Here is a 17541-nt window from a genome sequence, read left to right on the forward strand (position 1 = left end):
ACGCCATGTGGCGGTCGCTGCGGCCCATCGGTCGCAGCGCCGCCTCCGGTGGCTACCGCCGCTACGCCTGGACCGAGGCCGACGCCGACTGCCGGCTCTGGTTCCGGATGCAGGCCGAGGCCCGCCGCATGGACGTCGAGACCGACCGCAACGGCAACCAGTGGGCCTGGCTCGGCGACCCGACCGCCGGCGACGCGGTCGTCACCGGCTCCCACCTGGACTCCGTCCCGGACGGCGGCGCCTTCGACGGCCCCCTCGGCGTCGTCTCCGCCTTCGCCGCCCTCGACGAACTGCGCTCCCGCGGAGTCGTGTTCAAGCGCCCCCTCGCCATCACCAACTTCGGTGACGAGGAAGGCGCCCGCTTCGGCCTCGCCTGCGTCGGCTCCCGTCTCACCGCGGGCCGGCTGACGAAGGAGCAGGCGTACGAGCTCCGCGACGCCTCCGGGACCAGCCTTCCGCAGGCCATGGAGGCGGCCGGGTACGACCCCTCGACCATCGGCTCGGACCCCGAGCGGCTCGCCCGCGTCGGCGCGTTCGTCGAGCTCCACGTCGAGCAGGGCCGCGCCCTCGACCTGTCCGGCGACTCCGTCGGCATCGCCTCCTCCATCTGGCCGCACGGCCGCTGGCGGTACGACTTCGCCGGCGAGGCCAACCACGCGGGCACCACCCGCCTGGTCGACCGCCGCGACCCGATGCTGACGTACGCGGAGACGGTCCTCGCCGCCCGCCGTGAGGCCGAGCTGGCCGGCGCCGTCGCCACCTTCGGCAAGATCGCGGTCGAGCCGAACGGCGTCAACGCCATCCCCTCCCTGGTCCGCGGCTGGCTCGACGCGCGCGCCGCCGACCAGGACTCGCTCGACACGGTCGTCGCGGGCGTCGAGACGGCGGCCCGCGACTACGCCCGGCGGCACGGCATCGACCTCACGGTCGTCCGGGAGTCCTTCACCCCGATCGTGGACTTCTCGCACGCCCTGCGCGACGAGCTGTCCCGGATCCTCGGCGACGGGGCCGCGGGGAAGGTGCCGGTCCTCGGCACGGGCGCGGGCCACGACGCGGGTATTTTGTCCGAATCGATCCCGACCGCCATGCTGTTCGTACGGAACCCCACCGGGGTCTCGCACTCCCCGGCCGAGTTCGCGGCCGAGGACGACTGCGTGGCCGGGGTCCTCGCACTCGCCGACGTACTGGAGGAGCTGGCGTGCCGCTGACGACGTACTGGCTGGAACACGCCTGGCTCGACACCAACGTCGAGCCGGGCGTGGCCCTGGACGTGGACTCCGCGGGCCGGATCACGGCCGTACGGACGGGGGTCGACGCCCCACCCCCCGGCGCGGTGGCGCTGCGCGGCCTGACGATCCCGGGTCTCGCCAACGCCCACTCGCACGCCTTCCACCGCGCCCTGCGCGGCACCGTCCAGGTCGGCTCCGGCACCTTCTGGACCTGGCGCGAGGTCATGTACAACGTCGCCCAACGCCTCACCCCCGAGAGCTACTTCGCCCTCGCCCGCGCCGTGTACGCGGAGATGGCGCTCGCGGGCATCACGGCCGTCGGCGAGTTCCACTACCTCCACCACGCGCCCGGCGGCACCCCGTACGCCGACCCCAACGCCATGGGTGAGGCCCTGATCGCCGCGGCGGGGGAGGCGGGCATCCGCATCACCCTCCTCGACACGGCGTACCTCTCCGCCGGCTTCGGCGCCGCCCCCGACCAGCACCAGCTCCGCTTCTCCGACGGCACGGCGGAAGCCTGGGCCGAGCGGGTGAGCGGGCTCAAGGAGAGGGAAGGCGTCCGGATCGGGGCGGCGATCCACTCCGTACGCGCGGTCCCGGCCGACCAGCTGTCGACGGTGGCCCGCTGGGCCCAGGACCGGCAGGCCCCCCTCCACGTCCACCTCTCCGAGCAGACCGCCGAGAACGACGCCTGCCTCGCCGCCCACGGCCGCACCCCCACGCAGCTCCTCGCCGACCACGGGGTGCTCGGCGCCCGGACGACGGGCGTCCACAACACCCACATGACGGACGCCGACATCGCCCTGATCGGCTCGACGTCCACCGGCACCTGCATGTGCCCCACCACGGAACGGGACCTGGCCGACGGCATCGGCCCGGCCGTCGCCCTCCAGCAGGCCGGCTCCCCGCTGTCTCTGGGCAGCGACAGCCACGCCGTCATCGACCTCCTGGAAGAGGCGCGGGCCATGGAGCTGAACGAACGCCTCCGCACCCGCACCCGAGGTCACTGGACGGCGGCGGCGCTGCTCCGCGCGGCCACGACGGACGGCCACGCGGCCCTCGGCTGGACGGACGCGGGCACCCTGGAGACCGGCGCCCTGGCCGACTTCACGACGATCAGCCTGGACTCGGTCAGGACAGCGGGACCGGTGCCGCGTCTGGCAGCCGAGACGGCGGTATTCGCAGCGTCGGCAGCGGACGTCCGGCACACGGTCGTGGGCGGACGTCACGTCGTACGGGACGGGGTCCACCAGTCCGTGCCGGACGTGCCCCGGACCCTCGCGGACTCGATCGCCGCACTGCGCGGCTGAAGCGCCTGAAGGAGACACCACTCACCATGAACACCGGCCCCGCGGCGACGAACAACCCGGTGGCGAGCTCCGCCCCCACGAGCGCGAACAGCGCCGTGGCGAAGGCCGCCACCGCCATCGTCAACATCGCCAACCTCGTCACGAACGATCCCTCCCTCGGATGGGGGTCCCCCCGTTCGAGCAAGTTCGAGAGTGGGGGAGGAAGTCCCCTGGGCCTGATCCAGGACGCGGCCGTCGTCATGGACGGCGACCGCGTGGTCTGGGTCGGTGAATCCAGCAAAGCACCGGCCACTGACAACCGGGTCGACGCCGGTGGACGGGCGGTGATCCCCGGCTTCGTCGACTCCCACTCCCACCTCGTCTTCGCGGGCGACCGCACGGCCGAGTTCAACGCCCGCATGTCCGGCCAGGCGTACGCGGCGGGCGGCATCCGCACGACGGTCGCGGCGACGCGCGCGGCGACCGACGCCGAGCTCTCGGCGAACGTCGCCCGCTACCTCCGCGAAGCCCTCCGCCAGGGCACGACGACCTTCGAGACCAAGTCCGGCTACGGCCTCACGGTCGAGGACGAGGCCCGCGCCCTCCGCATCGCGGCCGAGCACACCGACGAGGTCACGTACCTCGGCGCGCACATCGTCTCCCCGGACTACGCCGACGACCCGGCCGCGTACGTGGAGCTGGTGACGGGCGAGATGCTGGAGGCCTGCGCCCCGTACGCCCGTTGGGTCGACGTCTTCTGCGAGAAGGGCGCCTTCGACGGCGACCAGGCCCGCGCGATCCTCACCGCCGGCATGGCGAAGGGCCTCCACCCCCGGGTGCACGCCAACCAGCTCACGTACGGCCCCGGCGTCCAGCTGGCGGTGGAACTGGACGCGGCGAGCGCCGACCACTGCACCCACCTCACGGACGCCGACGTGGACGCGCTGGCGAACGGCTCGACGGTCGCGACCCTCCTCCCCGGCGCCGAGTTCTCCACCCGGGCGGAGTGGCCGAACGCCCGCCGGCTCCTGGACGCGGGCGTGACGGTGGCCCTGTCCACGGACTGCAACCCGGGCTCGTCCTTCACCTCCTCCGTCCCCTTCTGCATCGCGCTCGCGGTACGGGACATGGGCATGACCCCCGACGAGGCGGTCTGGTCGGCCACGGCGGGCGGCGCGGCGGCCCTGCGCCGCACGGACATCGGCCGGCTGACGGTGGGCGCCCGCGCGGACCTCACCGTCCTGGACGCCCCGTCCCACGTCCACCTCGCCTACCGCCCGGGGGTCCCGCTGGTGACGGAGGTCTGGCGGGCGGGCGTGCGGGTGGCATGAGGGCATGACGTGGCATCAGAAGTGATGCCCGGCAGTCCGGTTGATCACAGGATGCGGTGAGTACGGGTACTCATGTGGGCGGGCGCCGTCCGCTCGCATGATTCCCGCATGAGGAAACCGACCCGCTTGACGAAGATCGTCCTGGCAGCCGCACTCGGCAGCATGGCCCTGACCGCCTGCGGCACCGAGAACTCCACGGGTAAGGCCCCCGGGAAGGTGTCCGCCGCCGGCGCCACCGCCTCGGCGAAACCGGACCCGACGCGGACGGTCCCGTCGGATGCCTTGGCGAGGCACCCCGACCCGGAGGTCCGGTTCCTGGCGCTGGAAACCCGCCTCACGAACGAGTGCGCGCCGGGCACCATGCCCGAGTTGCCCGCACTCCCGCCGGTCGACGACATCTCCGAGCCGGTGGAGCCGGAAGAGCAGCCGACAAGGGGCCCCGAGCCGGTGGGGCCGGAAGAGCCGCCGACCAAGGGCCCCGAGCCGCTCCCGCTCCCCACGGACGCCCCCGAGCCGCCCTCCTCCGAGCCCACGCGGACCGGGCCGGTCGAGGAAGTCCCGCTGTCCTCCCTCGGCAGGTGCGTCGGGGACGCGCACGCCGAGCGCATCCGGAAGGCGCTCGACGGCGCGAGCCCGGACGACTACGCGGAGCTGCGAAAGAGGCTGACGGCCCTGGACTATCTGCCGTGGAGCATTCACCGGATGCCGGACCGCGGGGGCAGGCCCCAGGCACGGATCGACTTCCGGGAGCAGAGCATCAGCGGCGATCTGGCCGTGGACGTCACCGCCACTGTCCGCGGGGTGACCGCCGAACCCTTCGGAGCCCCCGTGGAGCCGTATGCGGACGTCACTGAGGTGCAGCGGAAGCCGAACCGGCGATCCCCCGCCGCCTGACGGCCACCGCCGGGCGCGAGGGTGCCCCGGGATATCCTGAGACTCCATGGAACCCACCACGGCTCTCTGGTCCTTCGCCCTCGTCGTAGGGCTGCTCACCCTCACCCCCGGCCTCGACACCGCGCTGATCCTGCGCACCTCCGCCCTCGGCCACCGCGCGCGGGCCTGGGGAGTCGTCCTCGGCATCCAGACCGGCACGCTGCTGTGGGGCGCGCTCACTTCGCTGGGCGTCACCGCGCTCCTCACGGCCTCGCAGCTGGCGTACGACATCCTGCGCTGGGCGGGCGCGGCGTACCTGGTCTGGATCGGCGCGCAGATGCTCCGCAACACCTTCCGGGGCCTCCCGGCGGCGGGAGAGGCGGACGAGGGCCACGCGACGGCCGAGGACTCCGTGGCCGCCGGCTGGCGCCAGGGAACGCTCACGAACCTCCTGAACCCGAAGGTCGGCGCCTTCTACGTCGCGGTTCTCCCCCAGTTCCTGCCGACGGGCGGCGACCACTTCACCATGGGCCTTCTCCTGACCGGCGAGCACATCCTCCTCGGCCTCCTCTGGTCCACGGTCCTGATCGCCTTCGCCCGCCTCCTCCGCGACCAGCTCCGCAGGCCCAGGGCCCGCCGCTACCTGGACCGGCTCACGGGCACGGTCATCGCGGCCTTCGGCGTCCGCCTGGCGCTTTCGAACTAGCGGCACCGGCGGCCGCGTCGGGCCGCTGGGACCGGTGGCTCAGGACGTTGATCACCCGGCCGTCCGGGTCGCGGGTGAAGAAGCGGCGCACGCCCCAGGGTTCGTCGGTCAGCGGGTGGACGATCTCGGCGCCCGACGCACGGACCGCCGCGTACGCCGCGTCCACGTCGTCGACCTCGACGCTCAGGTCCGGGGTGACCGGAGCAGTCAGGTCGTGGGTCATCAGGCTGATCTGAGCCGTGGGGGCCGACGGGGAGGCGAGGGTGGTGATCCAGCCGTGGTCCATGACCGCCTCGAACCCGAGCAGCCCGTAGAAGTCGCGGTTCTCCTCGGGGGAGGCGGTGTGGAGGTTGGGGACGGCGCGGCGGATCGTCATCGGGGGCTCCCGGACGGCAGGCGCGGTGCGTCGGGTTCGTTCCCGGGCTCGAAGTCGCCCGGCCGGGCGAGGAACCGGGCGACTTCCTCGGGTTCGCGGACGGTGGTCGGCAGTGCTCCCATGACCGCACCCTAGCGAGCGCGGGTCAGCGGAACTCGTGAACCAGCTCGATCTCGCCCACGATGTGCGCGTTGAACTCGTCGAGCTCCTCGGTCGGCACCCACAGCTCCAGGATCGTCCGGCCGCCCGCCTGCCTGACCGGGTACCTGCGCAGGAACTCCGTGTCGACCTGGAAGCGCGTGACGAAGCCCGCGCCGTCGTGCCCGGCGTTCCAGTCGCGCGCGATCTTCACCGCGTACTCCTCGTCGAGCACCGGGTGGAAGATCGGCTGCTCGGGCAGTCGCGGCGGCCAGGCCCCCCACCCCAGCTGCCGCACGAGGTCCAGCGCTCAGGCGGCCCGGGACGCCGCCAGCTCCGTCACCAGGTCCGCCGCCGCGCCCAGCGCGGCCACCTCCCCGTCCGTCAGGTTCGGGTCCGCCGCGCGGCGGAGCCGGGCCGTGCCGATGTGCGGCAGGACCGGGGCCGTCGCGGCCGACAGGAGCGCGGCCAGGCCCGCCCGGGCGCCCGGGGCGTACGGCGCCGGGGAGACCGCCACCTCCGCGAGGAGCAGCGCCGACATCGCGTGGTCGAGGCCGGGCGGGTGCCCTTCCTCGGCCGTCTCCCAGTCGATGACGACGGGCCCCCGGTCGGCCGTCAGGAGGACGTTTCCGGGGTGCAGGTCCAGATGCGCCGGCGGCGATCCCGGCAGCGCGTGCAGCCTCGCCAGGAGCTCCGCCATCAGCACGCCCGCCGGTTCCGGTTCGTACGTGCCGGCCAGCAGGGCGTCCAGGAGCGAGGGCCCCGCGAGGCGCTCCATCACCAGATCGGGCCCCTCCGCGCGCAGCACCGCCGGAACCGGGTAACCCTGGCGCGCCAGCCGCGTCATGACCTCGGCCTCCCGGGCCGTGCCGCCACCGTCCCGGTTGCGCCGCAGCACCCACGCGTCGTCTCCGGGCAGCGCGTACACGTCCGCGGTCCTGCCCCAGCCGATGATCTCCAACTCGTCCACCCCGCGGGCCTCTTGATCACCACGGATCCCCGTCATGTCCCCTCCTTCACGGGTTGGTCACGGAAAGCCCCAGTATCCCTGCCGCGGGTGACCACGGACCGGTACCGTCCTGTCCTGGTAGTGCTCAGGGGGTAGACCGGGGGGTCGGCAGGTGAGTGCTGTGAGCGTGCGCGTCGTGCGGCCGGGGGAGCTGGGCGAGCGCGAGATCGAGGCCTGGCGAGAGCTGCGAGCCAAGGCCGGCGGGCCCGCGAACCCCTTCATGGAGCCGGAGTTCACCCGCGCTGTCGCCGAGGTGCGCCCGCGGTCGCGCGTCGCCGTCTGGTGGGAGGGCGACGAGCCGGTCGGCTTCTTCCCGCACGAGAAGGGGCTGTTCGGCGGGGGCCGTGCCATCGGCTTCGGGGTCTCCGACAGTCAGGGAGCCGTCCTGCGGTCCGGACTGCGCCCGGGCGCCCGGGCGTTGCTGCGTGCCTGCGGTCTCGCCGTCTGGGAGTTCGACAACCTGGAGGCCGGACAGCCGGTCTTCGAGGGCGCCGCCACCGAGTCGTTCGGCTCACCCGTGATCGACGTCGGCGAGGGGTACGCGGCCTACGAGGCCCTGCTCCGCGTCCAGTCGCCCAAGTTCCTCAGGACCACCCTCGCCAAGGAGCGCAAGCTCGGGCGCCAGGCCGACGGCGAGGTGCGTTTCGTCTTCGACGAGCGCGATCCCGCGGCCCTGCGCACCCTCATGGAGTGGAAGTCCGCCCAGTACCGCAGGACCGGCCGAGGGGACCGCTTCGCCAAGGAGTGGATCAACACCCTGGTCCGCCGCCTCCACGAACTCCGCACGCCCGGCTGCTCCGGCGTGCTGTCCGTGCTGTACGTGGGGGAGCGTCCGATCGCCGCGCACTTCGGGCTGCGTTCGGCGACCGTCCTGTCCTGCTGGTTCCCGGCGTACGACCCCGAGTTCGCGAAGTACTCGCCGGGGCTCGTCCTCCATCTGCGGATGGCCGAGGCGGCCGCCGCCGCCGGGGTCGGGATGCTGGACCTGGGGCGCGGCGACGCCGAGTACAAGGACGCCCTGAAGACCGGGGAGGTGACGGTGTACGAGGGGGCCGTCGTCCGCCCGGGGGCGCTGGGGGCCCTGCACTGGCTGCGGCGGGAGCCCCCGCTGCGCGTACACCGCTTCGTCCGGACCCGCCCGGCCCTCGCGGCCCGCGGGCGCGCCGCCCTCAACGGTCTCGCCCGTCTGCGGGGCCACCGTTAGCCCCCGTCGCACCCCTGCCCCCTCCGTACTCGCCGCCCTGCCCGCCGCACCCGCCCTCGTCCGTTTCTGGGGAGACCCTCGATGAGCAGCCCCCCCGTCCCCCGGCCCCTCTCCGTCGCCGAGCTCGATCTCGGCGCTCCCGACGGGCCCGTCCTCGGCTTCCGGCCCGCGCCGGGCGGTCCGGCCGTCGTGCCCGGTGACGTCTACGCGCTGGTACGGCTCCGGGGCCGGCCCGCCGCCACCGTCGTCGGTACCGTCGCCGCCGGCGAGGACCCCGCCGAGGTGCTCGCCGCCCTCGCCCGGCCGCGGCTCACCGGGGCGACGAAGCCGGGGACCGACGCCGAACGCCTCGCCGCCGCCCGGGGGGACGCCCCCGACCCGCTCACCCCGCCCCGTGCCTCCGTCGTCGTCGCCACCCGCGAGCGGCCCGAGCAGCTCGCCCGCGCCCTCGACTCGCTCCTCGTCCAGGACCACCCGGACTTCGAGCTCGTCGTCGTCGACAACGCGCCCCGCACCACCGACACCCACGAGCTGGTCACCCGCGCGTACGCCGACCGCGTCCGGTACGTCCGCGAGGACGTCCCCGGTCTCGCCACCGCCCACAACACCGGCCTCGCCGCGGCCGACGGCGCCGTCGTCGCCTTCACCGACGACGACGTGATCGCCGACCCGCGCTGGCTGAGCGCGCTCACCACGCCCTTCGCCGCCGACCCCGGCCTCGGCTGCGTCACCGGACTGATCCTGCCCGCCCGGCTCGGCACCCCCGCCCAGATCCTCCTCGAATCGCACGGCGGCTTCGCCAAGGGCTTCGCGCCCCGTCTGTACGACCCGGAGCAGCCGCCCGCCGACGAGCCGCTCTTCCCGTTCACCGCCGGCAGCTTCGGCTCCGGCGCCAACATGGCCTTCCGCGCCGACGCCCTCCGCCGGGCCGGCGGCTTCGACCCGGCGACCGGCACCGGGACCCCGGCCAAGGGCGGCGACGACCTGTACGCCTTCGTGGCCGTCCTCTCCGCCGGCTTCCGGCTCCGCTACACCGCCGAGGCCCTCGTCTGGCACCACCACCGCGACACCTGGCAGGACCTGCGGAACCAGGCGTACGGCTACGGCGCCGGCCTCACCGCGTACCTCACCGCGACCCTGGTGCGCAGCCCCCGCCTGCTGCCCGCCCTCCTCGCCCGGCTGCCGCGCGGCCTCGCGCACGCCCGGACCATGACCGCCCAGCGCGGGGAGGGGGACGGCGGAGTCCCCGGCGAGCACGGCACCCACCACCACCCCTGGCCCGCCTCCCTCTCCCGACTGGAGCGCCGCGGCATGCTCTACGGCCCGATCGGCTACGCGAAGGCCCGGCTGCGGAAGGCGGACGCCCGATGAACAGCGCCCCGCTCCGCACCCGCATACCCGTCCTCCTCTACCACGCCGTGATGGACGACCCCCCGGACTGGATCGCCGAATTCACCGTCTCCCCCAAGGAGTTCGCCTCCCAGCTCGACGCGATCGTGGCCAGCGGCCGTACCGCCGTCACCCTCGGCACCCTCGCCGCGCACTTCGCCACCGGCGCCCCGCTGCCGCCCCGCCCCGTCGTCCTCACCTTCGACGACGGCTTCGCCGATCTGGTCGGGCCGACCGCCGAGGCGCTCGCCGCCCGCGGCCTGCCGTCCACCGCGTACCTCACCACCGGGGCCATCACCCGCGGCCGCCCCTGTCTGCTGCCGCCCGCGCCGATGATGACCCTCGCCCAGGCGCCGCTCCTGGAGCAGTACGGCATGGAGGTCGGCGCGCACACCGCCACCCACCCCCAGCTCGACACCCTCGCGCCGAGTGCACTGCGGCGCGAACTACGCGTGTCCAAAGCCGTGTTGGAGGATGTGCTCGGGCATGAGGTGCGGCATCTCGCCTACCCGCACGGCTACAACAGTCCGGCCGTACGGCGGGCCGCCGCGGCCGCCGGATACACCTCGGCCGTCGCCGTCCGGCACGCGCTCAGCTCCGGGACCGACGAGATCTACCGCATCGCCCGGCTCATCCTGCGCCACAGCCACACCGTCGCCGACATCGAGCAGTGGATGGAGGGGCGCGGCGCGAAGGCGGCGCCGTACCCGGACTCGCTGCCCACGGTCGGCTGGCGGATGTACCGCAGGGCCCGCGCCCTGCTCAAGGGGCCCGAGTTCGCCGGCTGAGCCGACCCGGCCGAAGATCGACAACTCCGGCGATCCGCCCTGGAGTTGAAAGCCCGAACAAAACCGAAGTACCTTCCTGTACTTCGCCGAAAGGGACAGTTCGTGGGGGGAGAGGCCGTGCAGCGTCAGGGGCCCACACCGGTGACCGGGAGCGGCGTGCCGCCGCAGCCCACCACCACCGACCGGGAGGCGGACGACGGGCAGCCGGAGGAGCGACGGGCAGGAGGGCGGGAGGTCAAGGCACCCCGCCCCGCCCGCGGGGACGGCCGAGCCCGTCTCGTCGGCGCCCTCCGTTCCCCCGACGCCCTCAACCTCGTCCCCCTCGTCGTCGCAGGGGCCCTCTGGCTCTGGGCCCTGCCCGGCATCGACTTCCGCAGCATGGACGAGTTCGGCCTCCTCGACCGCTTCCCCCTCGGCTTCTACGCCGCCCTCGCCGTCCTGACCGGCGGCTTCGTCCTCACCCTGCGCCGCGCCGGCACCGCGCCCCTCTGGCCGGCCACCTACTGCGCGGCGATGCTCGTCGCCCTCAAGGCACCGCCGGCGATCCTCTACGACACGGTCCGCTACGCCTGGGCGTCCAAGCACGACGCGATCATCAGCCGGCTCCTCACCGAGGGCACGGTCCACCCCGGGCGCGAGATCTCCGGCGGCATGTCCGCCTACGACCAGTGGCCCGGCTTCTTCTCGCTGGACGCGGCCCTGGTCCGGGCCTTCGGCGTGGACGCCGCCGCCTCCTTCATCAACTGGGCACCGGTCGCGCTCGGTCTGCTGACCGTTCCCGTCCTGATACTCGTCTACCGCACGTTCAGCGACGACTGGCGCCTCGTGTGGACCGGCGTGTGGATCTTCCAGCTCGCGAACTGGGTGGGCCAGGACTACCTCTCCCCGCAGGGCTTCTCGTACCTGCTCTACCTCACCGTCTTCGCCGTCGTCGTCCGGCACTTCGTCCTGCCCGGCTCGGCGGGCGCGCTCCGCGACCGCTCCGCGCTCGACCCGGCCGCCGCGGCCGTACCGCCGCCCACGACCACCCGGCAGCGCGCGATCGCGGTCCTCTTCCTCGTCCCGATCATCGCCACCATCAACGCCTCGCACCAGCTCACCCCCGTGATGCTGTGCGCGAGCCTCTTCGCCCTCTGCCTCACCCGCCGCTACCGCAACCTCGGGCTCCTCGCCACCACCGGCCTGATCATGCTGGTCTGGAACCTCACCATGGGCCGGGAGCTGTTCCTGGAGACCCTCGGCACCCTGCGGGAGAAGGCCGGCGACCTGCTCGGCAACAGCCGCCCCGGCTTCGCGGGCGACCCCACCGGGCCGGGCCCCGAACTCGTCGGCAGCGCCAACATCCTGATGGTGCTCGCCCTCGGCGGCCTCGCCGCCGCCGCCGTGCTCCTCCGCCGCAAGCTGGTCCGCAGCGCGCTGCCGCTCCTGCTGGCGGCGGCGGCGCCCCTCCCGATGTTCGCCGTCAACGACTACGGCGGCGAGATGATCTTCCGGGTCTATCTCTTCGGACTTCCCGGCGCCGCCTTCTTCGCCGCCGCCGCGCTCGTCCCCGCCGCCGGGGCCGCGAGCCGCGCCGCCGCGATCGCCCGCCGCACGGCCGCCGTCGCCCTGCCCGTCACCCTCGTCGCCATGCTCGCCGGATTCCTGCCCTCGTACTACGGCAAGGAGGGCATGCACTACGCGCCGCCCGGCGAGACCGCGCTCACCCGCCGCGCCTTCGACCGGGCGCCCGAGGGGGCGCTGATCCTCGCCGCGACCGGCGCCTTCGCCGACTCGTACTACCGCTACGACCACTACGAGCGCTGGTTCTTCACCGAGCAGGAGGTCGACGAGAACCTCCGCATGCTGAAGGACCCGGCCGGCTATCTCGCCGGCGGCATCCCCGCGGGCCGCCCGGCCTATGTGATCCTCACCCCCACCCAGGGCGAGGCCGTCATCGGCGAGGGCTACCTCCCCGAGGGCGGCTTCGACCGCCTCGGCACGGCGCTCAAGGCATCGCCGCTGTTCGCGGTCGTGGAGGAGAGCCGGTACGGGCTCGTCCTGCGCTACCGGCCCACCACCGGCGGCTGAACACACCCGCCCACCACCGGCCGAACACCCCTCCGACGACACGCCCGTCGGTCCACCCGTACGAGGAGCAGGTACGCCATGGCCCACCCACGCCTGACCCCACGCGTCCAGCGCAGAGCCGCCCTCGCGGCCTCCGGATGGGTCGCCCTCGCGGCGACCGCGTTCCCCGGCGGCTCCCCGGTGCGCTGGATCCCGGTCCTCGCCTTCGTCGTCCTCGCACCCGGCCTCGCCCTGCTGCTCCCGCAGCCGCTCGGACTGCGCCCCGGCGCCCGCCTGGAGGCCCTGGCGCTCGCCGCGCCCGTCAGCCTGTCCGTGGCCACCCTCGTCGCGACCACGCTGTTCCTGACGAAGTCCTTCTCGCTCACCGTCTTCCTGGTCGTCCTCGCCGTCTTCGTGAGCGTCGTCGCCATCCTGCCCGGGGTGCCGCTGCCGGCCGCCACGCGCGGAGCCGTGGAGCGCGACAGCGCCCGGCCGTCCCGGATCCGCACGCCCCGGTTCCGCCGACGAGGGACCGACGGGGCCGGTGGGGGCGGGTGACCGGCGGCCACGGCAAGGGCGGCCCCTGGGCCCGGCTGGCGATCGCGTTCGCCGCCGTCGGAGCGCTGACCGCCGGCATAGGGGTCTGGTCGACCCTCGCCGAGGGCGACGACCGCTGCACTCCCGACGCCGCCCTCGTCGCCCCGTGCGGGGCATGGTGGGGCGCGTACATCCCGCACGACGAGGACAGTTCGCTCACCCGGCCCGTGTACGCCTTCGAGAAGAAGATCGGCCGCAAGGTCGACCTCGTCTACACGTACCACGACATGTCGGGGAGCAAGGCCGACGGCGAACTGCTCACCCCCGACGAGCGGGAACTCGGCCGCGAGCGGCTCCTCATGCTGGCCTGGGAGTCCACGGTGTGGACCGAGGAACACCACGCCAACTGGACCGAGAAGCAGCTCGGCTGGAAGAACATCGCCTCCGGGAAGTACGACGCCTCCGTCATCGACCCGCAGGCCCTGCGCCTCAAGGAGTACGGCAAGCGGGTCTTCTTCTCCTTCGACCAGGAGGCCGACTTCCGCATCCCCGAGGGCGCCGGGACCCCCGAGGAGTACGTCGCCGCCTACCGCCACCTCCGCGACCGCTTCGAGGAGCTGGGCGTCACCAATGTGGTGTGGGTGTGGACCGTCTCCGGCTATCTCGGCAACGCCGAGCGGATGAAGGCGCTCTACCCCGGCGACGAGTACGTCGACTGGATCGGCATGGACCAGTACAACTACTACCTCTGCCACAAGTCGCCGGACTGGCTCGACTTCGACCGGAGCCAGCGGCCGAGCTACGACTGGCTCCGGAAGAACATCTCCGCCGACAAGCCGATCATGCTCTCCGAGTTCTCCACCGCCCCCGACCCGAAGGACCCCGAGCGGCAGCGCGACTGGTACACCGCGATCCCGAAGGTGGCGCCGACCCTGCCGAAGGCACGCGCGTACGTGCACTGGAACCGGGCCGTTCCCGGGCCCGGCTGCGACCTGACCATCGACTCCGGCCCAGGACTCGAGGGCTACCGGACGGCCGGCCGCGACCCGTACTTCCGGCAGGACGTACCGAACCGGTAGCGACCTAAGGGCGGCGGCCCGACGTCAGACCGCGGAAGGCGCACACCGCCATCGTGCCGCCCGCCAGGCCCAGGAAGAGCGGGAGCGGGGCGGTGGCGAAGGCCTGCTGCCCCGCCCAGCCCGCCCAGACGAGCACCCACACCACACCGGCCGTGACCCGCGCGCCCACCCCGACCACCCGGAGCAGCACGGCCGTGAGCAGCAGGCTCAGCGCCTGGAGCGCGATGGGGGCGACGGCCCGCTCCACCCCGTCGCCCAGGAGCGCCGCACCCGGACCCGCCGCGTCGGCCGGACGCAGGCCGAGCAGGGGCGGCGCGGTGTGCAGGGCGAGGAAGGTCGCGAGCAGGACCGTTCCGGCGAACGAGGGCCGGAAGCCCCGGAGTCCGACGGCGGCGCCCTGGAGGGCGACCAGGATCAGCCCGGCGAGGAGCGTGACCGGGGGCAGCGCGGCGAGCAGCCCGGTGCCGGAGAGCGTCGCCACGTCCAGCTCGCCGGACCGGGCGAGCGGGAACCAGAACAGCCCGGCCGCGAGGCCGAGCAGCAGCCACAGCCAGGTCACCGTACGGTCCGGGGTGTCCGGCGCCGCCGTCCGTGACGCCGGACGTGGCAGCGGCCTCGCGAGGGGGCCCGCGGGTTCGTCGGCAGGCTGCCGGGGCACGTACACGGGGATGCCGAACGCGGGCGTCACCGACTCGTGAGCCCCGCGCAGATAGGCGCTCTCCCGTGCCCAGTTGGTGCCGTACCCGTCCTCCGCGCGCTCCTTCACCCGCGCCGCCGCCCGGGGGCGTTCGGCCGGTGCCTGTCCCTTGAGGGTGGCCCGCAGGCCCGGTGCGGAGGCGATCGCCATCAGGGTCATCCCGCCGAGGACGGCGATCCCGGCCCCGCTGATGCCGTACGGGCCGAGCAGCACGGCCGCGCTGCCGAGCACGAGGAGGCACATCGCGCCCTGGACGGCGGCGAGCATGCCCGTACGGCCCTGGACCCGCAGCACGCCGATGTAGAGCTCCACGGCGACCCGGGGGAGCGCGGCGGCGGCGAGGAGGCGCAGCACGGTGGAGCCGTTGTCCTGGTACCCCTGGCCGAAGGGCGCCAGGATCAGCGGCGCGAAGACGACCAGGACGAGGACGACGGGGACGAGCAGCAGCACCATGCGGCGCAGCGCGCCCCGTACGCCCTCGGCGAGGGACTCGGGGCTGTGCGAGGCGTGCGCGGTGAGCGAGGAGGCCATGTTGATGGCCATGAACTCCATCGTGCCGCCGACGGTGTACGCCGTGTAGAAGAAGGCGTTGTGGGCGGAGTCGAAGCGGACGGCGACCATCACCGGCAGCAGGCTGATCATGACGAGGCTGAAGAACGCGCCGACGGAGTCCCCGGCGATGAACCGGCCGATCTCCCGCATGCTCGGCGGTTCGCGGTCCCGGTCGGCGCGGGCCTGCTGGGGGATGAGCCGGCGGAAGACGAGCCAGCCGAGCGGCAGCACGGAGAGCACGATCGCCGCCGCCCAGGAGACGAAGACGCCGAGGACCGGCACGGCGGCCGCGAGCAGGACGAGCAGGACGAGCTTGCCGAGCGAGAAGACGGCGTTGCCGACGGGGACCCAGATCGCCCGTCTCAGCCCGGTGAGCACCCCGTCCTGGAGGGTGAGCAGGGCCCAGCCGACGGCGGAGGCGGTGAAGAAGATCCCGGCGGAGACGGTGCCGAGCGGGGCGTACGAAGGCCCCCACAGGTCGAGGGTGAGCAGGAAGACACCGCAGGCGACGGCGACGACGACACTGCTGACCAGGTACAGGCGGACGACCAGCGGGCCGGTGGCCCGGCCCGCCCGGGGCACGTACCGGACGACCGCGCCGGACAGGGTCGTCGCCGTGATCGAGGCGAGCATCCGCTGTGCGGCGATGGCGGCGGAGCCCTGCCCGACGGCCTCCTCCGAGTAGTAGCGGGCGGCGATCAGCCAGAAGCCGAGCCCGAGGGCCGCCGAGACGCCGGTGGAGAGCATCAGGGCATAGGCGTTGCGGAACATGGAGTTGTCGCCGGAACCCGAGTCGGCGGCGGAATCCGAGCCGGAATCCGAGCCGGAGCCGTGTCCGGGGCCGTCGCCCTTCTTCGCCTCCGTGTGCGCGGAGGCCTCGTCCGCCGGGTCCGGACCCGTCTGCTCCGGACCCCGCAGCCGTACCGACTCCGTCACCGGGCGCCGCCGGGGACCATCGACGGGCGAGCCGGGCGGATCCCGGCGCCGCGCAGCACCGCGAGGGCCTCGTCCGCGCGGCGCGGGTCCACGGGCAGCGCGTGCCGGGCGAACCAGGCGGCCGGCTCCGGCGCGGGGGAGAGGTCGGTGAAGGCCTCGCCCGCGTAGCCGTCGAGCGGCGGGTCGTAGAGGTAGCCGGTGGTGATCCGGCGCCGGGCGAGGGCGGCGACGGCCGCGTCCCGGTCCTCGACGAGCAGCGGCACCCGGTACAGCGGCTGGGCCGGCCCCGAGGGCGTCGGCGCCTCGTACTCGCTCGCCAGGAGCCGTTCGGTGCCCGCCCGGTGCGCGTCGAGGACGTCGTCGAGCCGGGCGAACCTGCGGGTGGTGCGTCGGAGCCGCCCGGCGCCCGGCCGCAGCCGGTAGTCGTGCATGTCGACCCGGACCCAGGAGTGGAAGGGTTCGAGCGCGGGCGCCGCCGGCAGGGCCCGCTTCAGCTCCTCGGCGCGGAGCGGCATGCGTATCTCCTCCCGCTCCTCCAGGCCGAGCCGCCGGACCGCCGCGCGCGCGGCCCCGACCAGGCGCAGTCCGCGCAGGGTCGACTCGGCGTACGGCCGTACCAGGTAGGCGAGTTCGGCGGTGGTGCGGGTCGGGTGCAACAACGCGTCGCGGGCGTCGGCGAGTTCCGCGCGCAGCGCCGGGTCGGCGAGGGCGAGGAAGCCGCCGGTCTTGGCGCCGGTGTGCTTCGACAGGCTGAAGACGGACGCCTCGCCGTACGTGCCGACCGGGCGGCCGTCGACGGTGGAGCCGATCGCGTGGGCCGCGTCCTCGATCAGCGGGATGCCGAGCCGGTCGCAGTGGCCCCGCAGCTCCGGAGCCGGGTCGGGGTTCCCGTACAGATTGGTCGTGAGGACGGCGGAGAGGCCCTGCCAGACGGACTCGGGCACGGCGGCCGTGTCGATCGACCCGTTCCCGGGGTCGAGCGGCGCCTGCACGGGGCGGAGCCCGGCGGCCAGGACGACGAAGAAGATGACGTCGTCGTTGACCGGTGACATCAGCACCCGGCCGCCCGGTCTGCACCAGTGGCGCAGCGCGAGATAGAGACCGAAGCGGCACGACGGCACGTAGAGGCACTCCCTGCCCCCGAGCCGGCCGCGCATGCGTCCTTCGAGTTCCGCGTACGCAGAAAACATGTGATTCCCCCCTGAACCCCCGGGCTCAATGTGGCCCAATCCGGACGCCGCGTCAACAAGGCCCTCCGGCACCGCGAAAGCGCCACGCGGAAGGGCCCGTCACGGGTCGAAAGACCGTGAACGGGCCCTTTCCGCAGCCATCTTGGCGGCTCGGGGAAGCCGGTGGAGG

Annotated in this window: 16 protein-coding genes and 1 pseudogene; 11 read left to right on the forward strand and 6 right to left on the reverse strand. The window is 73.8% G+C overall.

Annotated elements, in window-relative coordinates; all coding sequences use genetic code 11:
* The first annotated feature begins 5 nt into the window (after window positions 1–5).
* From OG259_RS25265 to OG259_RS25285, 5 genes are all read left to right on the forward strand, one after another.
* Entirely contained in the window at window positions 6–1208 is a 1203-nt protein-coding gene (locus tag OG259_RS25265; protein WP_328947169.1) for an allantoate amidohydrolase, read from the forward strand.
* Entirely contained in the window at window positions 1199–2539 is a 1341-nt protein-coding gene (locus tag OG259_RS25270; protein ID WP_328944343.1) for a formimidoylglutamate deiminase, read from the forward strand. Before OG259_RS25265 ends, OG259_RS25270 begins: the two co-directional genes overlap by 10 nt.
* A 26-nt stretch (window positions 2540–2565) precedes the next feature.
* Window positions 2566–3849, forward strand: a complete 1284-nt coding sequence (gene hutI, locus OG259_RS25275; RefSeq protein ID WP_328944344.1) for an imidazolonepropionase — start codon at window positions 2566–2568, stop codon at window positions 3847–3849.
* 108 nt (window positions 3850–3957) lie between these two features.
* A complete protein-coding gene (locus OG259_RS25280; RefSeq protein ID WP_328944345.1) occupies window positions 3958–4743 on the forward strand; it encodes a hypothetical protein in 786 nt (261 codons plus the stop codon).
* 46 nt (window positions 4744–4789) lie between these two features.
* Window positions 4790–5428 carry a LysE family translocator gene (locus OG259_RS25285; protein WP_328944346.1) on the forward strand — a complete coding sequence of 213 codons (639 nt, stop codon included), beginning with the start codon at window positions 4790–4792 and terminating at the stop codon, window positions 5426–5428.
* Here the strand turns inward: OG259_RS25285 and OG259_RS25290 are convergent.
* The 4 genes and pseudogenes from OG259_RS25290 to OG259_RS25305 form a co-directional block, all read right to left on the reverse strand.
* The gene (locus OG259_RS25290; RefSeq protein WP_328944347.1) at window positions 5388–5804 is read right to left on the reverse strand and encodes a VOC family protein; all 417 of its coding nucleotides are present in this window, start codon (window positions 5802–5804) and stop codon (window positions 5388–5390) included. The genes OG259_RS25285 and OG259_RS25290 overlap by 41 nt on opposite strands.
* The gene (locus OG259_RS25295) at window positions 5801–5926 is read right to left on the reverse strand and encodes a hypothetical protein (RefSeq protein WP_328944348.1); all 126 of its coding nucleotides are present in this window, start codon (window positions 5924–5926) and stop codon (window positions 5801–5803) included. Before OG259_RS25295 ends, OG259_RS25290 begins: the two co-directional genes overlap by 4 nt.
* Window positions 5927–5949: 23 nt before the next feature.
* Window positions 5950–6275, reverse strand: a pseudogene (locus tag OG259_RS25300) (hypothetical protein); the annotation flags it as partial.
* Window positions 6253–6948, reverse strand: a complete 696-nt coding sequence (locus OG259_RS25305) for a phosphotransferase (protein WP_328944349.1) — start codon at window positions 6946–6948, stop codon at window positions 6253–6255. The gene OG259_RS25305 and the pseudogene OG259_RS25300, both read right to left, overlap by 23 nt.
* Window positions 6949–7072: 124 nt before the next feature.
* Between OG259_RS25305 and OG259_RS25310 the strand changes: the two genes are divergently transcribed.
* The 6 genes from OG259_RS25310 (at window position 7073) to OG259_RS25335 (ending at window position 13997) form a co-directional block, all read left to right on the forward strand.
* The gene (locus OG259_RS25310) at window positions 7073–8155 is read left to right on the forward strand and encodes a GNAT family N-acetyltransferase (RefSeq protein WP_328944350.1); all 1083 of its coding nucleotides are present in this window, start codon (window positions 7073–7075) and stop codon (window positions 8153–8155) included.
* Between the two features lie 81 nt (window positions 8156–8236).
* Window positions 8237–9526 carry a glycosyltransferase gene (locus OG259_RS25315; RefSeq protein ID WP_328944351.1) on the forward strand — a complete coding sequence of 430 codons (1290 nt, stop codon included), beginning with the start codon at window positions 8237–8239 and terminating at the stop codon, window positions 9524–9526.
* Window positions 9523–10332, forward strand: a complete 810-nt coding sequence (locus tag OG259_RS25320; RefSeq protein ID WP_328944352.1) for a polysaccharide deacetylase family protein — start codon at window positions 9523–9525, stop codon at window positions 10330–10332. Before OG259_RS25315 ends, OG259_RS25320 begins: the two co-directional genes overlap by 4 nt.
* A gap of 117 nt (window positions 10333–10449) precedes the next feature.
* On the forward strand, window positions 10450–12402 hold the full coding sequence (locus OG259_RS25325) for a hypothetical protein (RefSeq protein ID WP_328944353.1): 1953 nt from the start codon (window positions 10450–10452) through the stop codon (window positions 12400–12402).
* Window positions 12403–12480: 78 nt separating this feature from the next.
* Entirely contained in the window at window positions 12481–12939 is a 459-nt protein-coding gene (locus OG259_RS25330) for a hypothetical protein (protein ID WP_328944354.1), read from the forward strand.
* Window positions 12936–13997 (forward strand): glycosyl hydrolase, encoded by a 1062-nt coding sequence (locus tag OG259_RS25335; RefSeq protein WP_328944355.1) that lies wholly within the window; start codon window positions 12936–12938, stop codon window positions 13995–13997. The genes OG259_RS25330 and OG259_RS25335 overlap by 4 nt, the downstream gene beginning before the upstream one ends.
* Before the next feature lie 4 nt (window positions 13998–14001).
* On the opposite strand, the gene OG259_RS25340 is transcribed toward OG259_RS25335, so the two are convergent.
* Together OG259_RS25340 and OG259_RS25345 are read right to left on the reverse strand one after the other, a co-directional pair.
* Window positions 14002–16182: a lipopolysaccharide biosynthesis protein gene (locus OG259_RS25340; protein ID WP_443052010.1), complete on the reverse strand. Its 2181-nt coding sequence runs from the start codon at window positions 16180–16182 to the stop codon at window positions 14002–14004.
* Complete coding sequence (locus tag OG259_RS25345) at window positions 16179–17372, reverse strand: DegT/DnrJ/EryC1/StrS family aminotransferase (RefSeq protein WP_328944356.1); 1194 nt, start codon at window positions 17370–17372, stop codon at window positions 16179–16181. Before OG259_RS25345 ends, OG259_RS25340 begins: the two co-directional genes overlap by 4 nt.
* Window positions 17373–17541: the final 169 nt, after the last annotated feature.

The sequence above is a fragment of the Streptomyces sp. NBC_00250 genome, from assembly GCF_036192275.1.
Lineage (GTDB): Bacteria > Actinomycetota > Actinomycetes > Streptomycetales > Streptomycetaceae > Streptomyces.

Excerpts from the sequence above, each read along its gene's own strand:
- OG259_RS25265 (WP_328947169.1), top strand. The coding sequence starts at position 6 with ATGTGGCGGTCGCTGCGGCCCATCGGTCGCAGCGCCGCCTCCGGTGGC.
- hutI (WP_328944344.1), top strand. The coding sequence starts at position 2,566 with ATGAACACCGGCCCCGCGGCGACGAACAACCCGGTGGCGAGCTCCGCC.
- OG259_RS25280 (WP_328944345.1), top strand. The coding sequence starts at position 3,958 with ATGAGGAAACCGACCCGCTTGACGAAGATCGTCCTGGCAGCCGCACTC.
- OG259_RS25285 (WP_328944346.1), top strand. The coding sequence starts at position 4,790 with ATGGAACCCACCACGGCTCTCTGGTCCTTCGCCCTCGTCGTAGGGCTG.
- OG259_RS25290 (WP_328944347.1), bottom strand. The coding sequence starts at position 5,804 with ATGACGATCCGCCGCGCCGTCCCCAACCTCCACACCGCCTCCCCCGAG.
- OG259_RS25295 (WP_328944348.1), bottom strand. The coding sequence starts at position 5,926 with ATGGGAGCACTGCCGACCACCGTCCGCGAACCCGAGGAAGTCGCCCGG.
- OG259_RS25305 (WP_328944349.1), bottom strand. The coding sequence starts at position 6,948 with ATGACGGGGATCCGTGGTGATCAAGAGGCCCGCGGGGTGGACGAGTTG.
- OG259_RS25315 (WP_328944351.1), top strand. The coding sequence starts at position 8,237 with ATGAGCAGCCCCCCCGTCCCCCGGCCCCTCTCCGTCGCCGAGCTCGAT.
- OG259_RS25320 (WP_328944352.1), top strand. The coding sequence starts at position 9,523 with ATGAACAGCGCCCCGCTCCGCACCCGCATACCCGTCCTCCTCTACCAC.
- OG259_RS25330 (WP_328944354.1), top strand. The coding sequence starts at position 12,481 with ATGGCCCACCCACGCCTGACCCCACGCGTCCAGCGCAGAGCCGCCCTC.
- OG259_RS25345 (WP_328944356.1), bottom strand. The coding sequence starts at position 17,372 with ATGTTTTCTGCGTACGCGGAACTCGAAGGACGCATGCGCGGCCGGCTC.